We start from the raw sequence: 523 nt of genomic DNA, 5'->3' as shown, positions 1-523 counted from the left end.
TTTGAATCGAATACAAGACACTTGAATGTGTTTGTTGTGTTTATACCGTTCTTATTAAATAAGAGCAGATAAACATTGAGAACTTTTAAATTTGATTGAATTACTCGTAAGTAATCAATCAGTCAGCTTTCCAAATTGTTAAAGAGCATGAGACTTTAAGAACCAGTGTTCTAAAATTCACATTTTCTAAAGACTCTCACAGTCGAAAAAACCAACCAGCGACATAAGAAGTGGTTTGGAGTTTTAACTTCCAAGAATATTTAGAGAATGGTGGGCGATACCGGGCTCGAACCAGTGACCCCCTGCTTGTAAGGCAGGTGCTCTCCCAACTGAGCTAATCGCCCACGATAGTTTTAATTCCTTCGCGGAGAAAGAATGGTGGGTCGTGCAGGATTCGAACCTGCGACCAATTGATTAAAAGTCAACTGCTCTACCAACTGAGCTAACGACCCAATGGTATCCCGTAGGGGAGTCGAACCCCTGTTACCGCCGTGAAAGGGCGGTGTCCTAGGCCTCTAGACGA

At 42.6% G+C, this 523-nt stretch carries 3 tRNA genes; all 3 read right to left on the bottom strand.

Annotation, left to right across the window (positions count from 1 at the left end):
- Positions 1–268: 268 nt before the first annotated feature.
- The 3 genes from L1D37_RS23955 to L1D37_RS23945 all read right to left on the bottom strand — a co-directional run bounded on the left by L1D37_RS23955 (position 269) and on the right by L1D37_RS23945 (position 522).
- Positions 269–344, bottom strand: a tRNA-Val gene (locus L1D37_RS23955).
- Between the two features lie 32 nt (positions 345–376).
- Positions 377–452 (bottom strand) — tRNA-Lys (locus L1D37_RS23950).
- 2 nt (positions 453–454) lie between these two features.
- A tRNA-Glu gene (locus L1D37_RS23945) sits at positions 455–522 on the bottom strand.
- Position 523: the final 1 nt, after the last annotated feature.

This window comes from Vibrio sp. Isolate33, from assembly GCF_022397895.1.
In the GTDB taxonomy this organism is placed as follows: Bacteria; Pseudomonadota; Gammaproteobacteria; order Enterobacterales; family Vibrionaceae; genus Vibrio; species Vibrio pomeroyi.
Note: the sequence above shows the minus strand (reverse complement) of the source record. Positions and strands in the feature narration are given on the sequence as shown.